Raw genomic sequence first — 5103 nt, 5'->3', positions numbered from 1 at the left:
TATAACGGCATTAACATACTTAAAACTAAAGGTAATACATGATGGAAGGCAACATTGCAAGTATATTATCACTTTCTGTTACTAAATCTATCTCCTTTACTGCTTCTATATTAGACATTAAATTATCGTATGTTAACATTACTCCTTTAGGATTTCCTGTTGTTCCAGATGTATAAAGCATTACTGCTACTGCGTCTTTATCTAAAGCTTCAATACTCATATTTTTAATTTCTACTTCTTTTGTAAAATCTATTTCATCTATATTTATTATTAGAATATTAGACTTTGTTAACTCTTTAGCGCTTTTAGCTATTTCAATATTTTCATTTGATGTTAAAATGTATTTAGGTGATGAATCTCTAAAAACATATGCCAACTGGTCTGCATCATATCCAGCATCTAAGTTTGTACATGTCCCTTTTTTATCCCATACCCCTAGTATTGAAGACATATATTCAACTCTATTTTCCATAAATATTGCTACTCTTTCCTCTTTTTGTAGTTCCATTAATGATGACATTTTCTTAGACATTTTTATTAATTTTTCATAAGAATATTCTTCATTTTTAAATACCACCGCGGTTTTTTTACGATCATATATAAAATTCATGTATTTAATCCTCCCAATTTTGTAAAAATTTTTATTTTAATACACTTATTTTATAATAAGTTACCATAATTGTCCACTTTTTCCTTTTATTAAGATTGACTTTTAAAGATTTATCAAGTAGTATTAGATTAAATGACTTTGGAGGAATTTATGAATTTAGATAACCTTTTAACTATAACAAGATCTTATAGAAGTTTCAAAAATCAAAATATTCCAAGCAATATCCTTATGTCTTTAATATCTGCAGCTCGTCTTAGTGCTTCAGCAAGAAACAGTCAAACTCTTAGGTATACCTTAGTAAGTTCAGAAGAAATATGCAATAAAATTTTCCCTTTAACCGCTTGGGCTGGTTCTATTGAATGGAATCCAACAATAGAGGAATCCCCTACAGCGTATATCTTAATTAGTTCCCTTATAGAAAATCCCTTATCACAAATAACTTTAGGAATTGATATTGGAATAGCTGCTCAAAATATACTTTTAAAAGCTAGCGAATTAAATTTAGGAGGATGTTTTATTGGAGCTTTTAATAAAAAAGAGATATCCAATATTGTTGAACTTGATCTTGATAGATTTAATCCTCAATTATTAATTGCCTTAGGAAAACCTTTAGAAAAAGTTATTCTAATTGAAGGAAATGAGCTTAATTTAAGATATTATAGAGACACTGAAAATTTTAAACATTTTGTACCTAAACTATCTTTAGAAAATTTAGTTTTAAAAAAATTTTAGGAGGTATTTATTATGAAAAAAACAATTGGAACTTTTGCTGTATTAATCTCTTCTCTTGCTTTAGGAAAAGATATCCCAACTATAGCTGTCAATGGTGTTGGTAGTATTTCTGCTAAACCTGATACTATGAGTATTATTGCAAATGTTGAAACAAAAAATACTAACTCTCAAAAAGCAGTAGAAGAAAATAATACTATTGTAAAAAATGCTATTGAACTATTAAAAAAAGATGGATTAACTGATAGCAATATTAAAATAGAAAATTATAACTTAAACTATAGAAAAGATTATAATAGTAAAAGTGACGAAATGAATTATTTTGTTAATAATCAAATTATAATTACAACTAAAAATCTAGAAAAAGCTGGTGATCTATTAGGGATTTTAAATAATAGTGGTGTTAGTAATATTAATAATGTTAATTTCTTTATATCAAATAAAAAAGAACTTGAAAATAAAGCATATAAACTAGCTTATACAGATGCTAAAAATAAAGCTAAACTTATTGCAAAAATGGATGATTTTAAAATATCTCCTAAATACATTGATCTTGGATATTCTAATCCTAGACCTTATCCTGTTTTTAATATGACTAGAGCTAATAGTTCTGATGTCCCTGTTACTATCCCAGAAAGTATAAGTGTAACAGCTAATATTAATGCAACATTTTATATGAAAAAATAAATAAAAAGGTTTCTAGTAATAATTTTTTACTAGAAACCTCCTTGTTAAATAATCCCATATATAAAAATTTTTAGCTTATAATAAACAATTCCTACATATTCCCATAAAGTACTATTTGTATTCATTAAATTATTATAATTTGGTAAAAAATTTTCAATAAAACTATATTTTTCATTTGTTAAATAATCACATTTAATAGGAATAATATTAATTCCATTTAATGTCTTTTTAAATATATACATACTTCTCGGCATATGAATAGCAGATGTAATTAACGCTATATTTGTTACACCTTCATTTTCTATCTCTTTTTTTATATACATTGCATTTTCATATGTATTTCTACTTTCTTCCTCTATCTTTATATCTTCACTTGGAATTCCTAATTTCATCATTGTTTTTTTATAAATACTTGATTCACTATGCTTGCTTCCTAAAACTCTTCCACCTGATATATAAATGTTTTTAGGATTTGTATTATACTCTTCAACACCCTTTACAATTCTTTTTAATGCACCTCTCGTTGCTTCAATTCCATTAATATTCTCTATACTTCCTCCACCTAAGACTACATATATATCTGGAGTTTCATCTGAATACTCAAAAATTTTATTTTCTAATCTTTCAGTTAAAAAATTAGAAACTGGCATTATAGAGCCCATATACAAGAATATTCCTGAAAAAATCATTATTAGTCCCGTTTTCCATTTTTTCCCTATTAAAATAATTCCACCTAAAATAAGAAGCAATATAAATATCATAGGTGAAAATATAAATAATCCAATTAATTTCTCAATATAAAACATACATCCCCCTTAAAAATCTTGATTGAAATAGTTATATTTTTTAATAAAAATATCCACTAATAATTTTTCATTTTTTATTATGTCTAACTTCCCCTCTTTTTTCAACTCTAAAAGTGATCTATATCCATATATTAATTGAGCTAAGTTTCCAATAGAAATTTTTATATCTGGATTTAATCGGCATCTTTCTATTTTGTCTTTACATATTTTATAAATACCATTATTTTCATTTATATTTTCATCTTTTACTTGAATTACTAAGCTTTCATTTTCATTAATATTTATTCTTTTAAAAGCCTTTAAAAGATTTACAATTCTTAGTTGCATTTTATTTTTTACAATTTTTTTTATGCTATTTACACTTTTAAAATAATCTTCTAAATTATCAAATATCCCACATATTATTTTAACATTTTTATAATAATTTCTATATCCATATAAAATCCACATTAAACTATTAAAAGAGTTTTTATTACTAAATAGAAACTCTTTTATAAATAGATTTTCTGAATGTTTTTCAAGTGGCATATATCCAGTTATCTCTCCATCTTTATTAAAAGTTAAATAAATCTCTCCATCTTCAAAAAATATCTCTTTTAAACTATCTTTAATATTATTTTTATTCTTATGTATTTTAAGATTATAAAACTCTAAATTATTATTATAAAATATTGATATTTTATGAAGTAACTCTTCATTAATATCCTCTAATTTTTCAATCTGTATAATATTTTCATATTTTTTAAAATCTTTTAAGGAATCAAGTAATATTTCATATTCATATAAATCACTTATAAATTCATAACCAAATCTTGTATAAATATTTTTATCTATTGGAGATAAATATTGGAATTCTAATTTTTCAACATATGCTTTTTTTAAATTTCTAATCATTATATCTTTTAAAATTCCTTGTTCCCTATATAAAGGTAATACTCCTGCTGCTAATAAATATTTTACCTCTTCTAACTCTTTATTATTCTTTGTTTTATAGCTATTTTCATTTAACATTCCTACTACTTCATTAGATATTTCATAGGTAAGTAAATTTTCATCCTTATATATATTTTTAAAATACCACTCAATATACTTTTCTTCATCTTTAAATACATTTTTCCAAATTTTTTTACATTGCTCTTTTCTTTCCACTTTAAATCCTTTCTAAAATTAAAGGGTGAGATTTACACTCACCCTTTAATTATTATCTATTTTTAATATATGTATATAATGTTTTAACTACTACTCCAGAAGCACCTTTTTTTAACCATTTAGATGTATTGTCATAAGCAGTTCCAGCAATATCTAAATGTATCCAAGGAGTATTCTCTGTAAATGACTCTAAAAACTTAGCTGCTGTTATAGAGCCACCCATTCTTCCACCCATATGTTTTATATCTGCAATATTAGATTTTAGCCCATCAGAATACTCTTCAAAAATTGGCATTCTCCACATTTTTTCACCGTGCTTTTTACTAGCTTTTTCTAATGTGTTAAACATCTCATCATTATTTGCAAACACTCCTGTTGTAAATGTTCCTAGTGCAACTAAAATAGCTCCTGTAAGTGTTGCTATATCTATAATCTCTGTAACACTTTCATTTCTAACTGCATATGTTATTGCATCTGCTAAAGCAAGTCTTCCTTCAGCATCTGTATTTATTATTTCTACACTTTTTCCATTCATAGACTTTAATACATCTCCAGGTCTATAAGCATTTCCGTCTATTGAGTTTTCACATGCTGGAATAACAGCTATTACATTCTTTTTTAACTTATTCTTAGCTACAGCACACATAGCTCCTATTACTGTTGCTGAACCAGACATATCATCTTTCATGGTAAACATACTATCTGCTGGTTTTAAACATAATCCACCTGTGTCATAAGTTAACCCTTTTCCAACTAAACCAATTGTTTTATTATTTTCTGGATCTCCAAAATATCTCATAACAATTAATCTTGGTTTTGTTACTGATGCTCTTCCAACAGCTAAAAATAGATTCATTTCCATATTTTCAAGCTGATCTCCCTGGAAAATTTCAACTTCCACACCATATTTCTCTCCTAACTCTTCAGCTCTTCTAGCTAGTGTTTCTGGATTAATAATATTAGCTGGTTGATCTACTAACTCTCTTGTAATATCTGTACAATCTATTAAACTTAAAATTTCTTCTAATTTTCCTGATTTTTCATTTTTAAATAGATCAATTTTTATTTTTTCTGATTTTTTCTCTTTAAAAACATCAAATGAATAATTTATATTTCCTAAAA

Annotated in this window: 6 protein-coding genes; 2 read left to right on the top strand and 4 right to left on the bottom strand. The window is 25.5% G+C overall.

The features are described 5' to 3' along the window. Positions 1–25: 25 nt before the first annotated feature. Positions 26–610 carry an AMP-binding protein gene (locus Q0V09_RS07485; RefSeq protein WP_297488084.1) on the bottom strand — a complete coding sequence of 195 codons (585 nt, stop codon included), beginning with the start codon at positions 608–610 and terminating at the stop codon, positions 26–28. Positions 611–760: 150 nt separating this feature from the next. Between Q0V09_RS07485 and Q0V09_RS07480 the strand changes: the two genes are divergently transcribed. Next, positions 761–1342, top strand: a complete 582-nt coding sequence (locus Q0V09_RS07480) for a nitroreductase family protein (protein ID WP_297406358.1) — start codon at positions 761–763, stop codon at positions 1340–1342. 12 nt (positions 1343–1354) lie between these two features. After that, positions 1355–2026, top strand: coding sequence for an SIMPL domain-containing protein (locus Q0V09_RS07475; protein ID WP_297488081.1), 672 nt, complete (start codon positions 1355–1357; stop codon positions 2024–2026). Between the two features lie 44 nt (positions 2027–2070). Here Q0V09_RS07475 and Q0V09_RS07470 read toward each other — a convergent pair whose 3' ends face one another. The 3 genes from Q0V09_RS07470 to Q0V09_RS07460 form a co-directional block, all read right to left on the bottom strand. Next, entirely contained in the window at positions 2071–2832 is a 762-nt protein-coding gene (locus tag Q0V09_RS07470; protein ID WP_297488078.1) for a YdcF family protein, read from the bottom strand. Between the two features lie 9 nt (positions 2833–2841). Continuing rightward, the gene (locus tag Q0V09_RS07465) at positions 2842–3981 is read right to left on the bottom strand and encodes a GNAT family N-acetyltransferase (protein WP_297488075.1); all 1140 of its coding nucleotides are present in this window, start codon (positions 3979–3981) and stop codon (positions 2842–2844) included. Positions 3982–4033: 52 nt separating this feature from the next. Continuing rightward, on the bottom strand, positions 4034–5103 hold a 1070-nt coding region (locus tag Q0V09_RS07460), incomplete at its 5' end, for a leucyl aminopeptidase (protein ID WP_297488072.1).

This window comes from uncultured Cetobacterium sp. (genome assembly GCF_947039425.1).
In the GTDB taxonomy this organism is placed as follows: Bacteria; Fusobacteriota; Fusobacteriia; order Fusobacteriales; family Fusobacteriaceae; genus Cetobacterium_A.
This window is presented reverse-complemented; position numbering and strand designations above follow the sequence as displayed.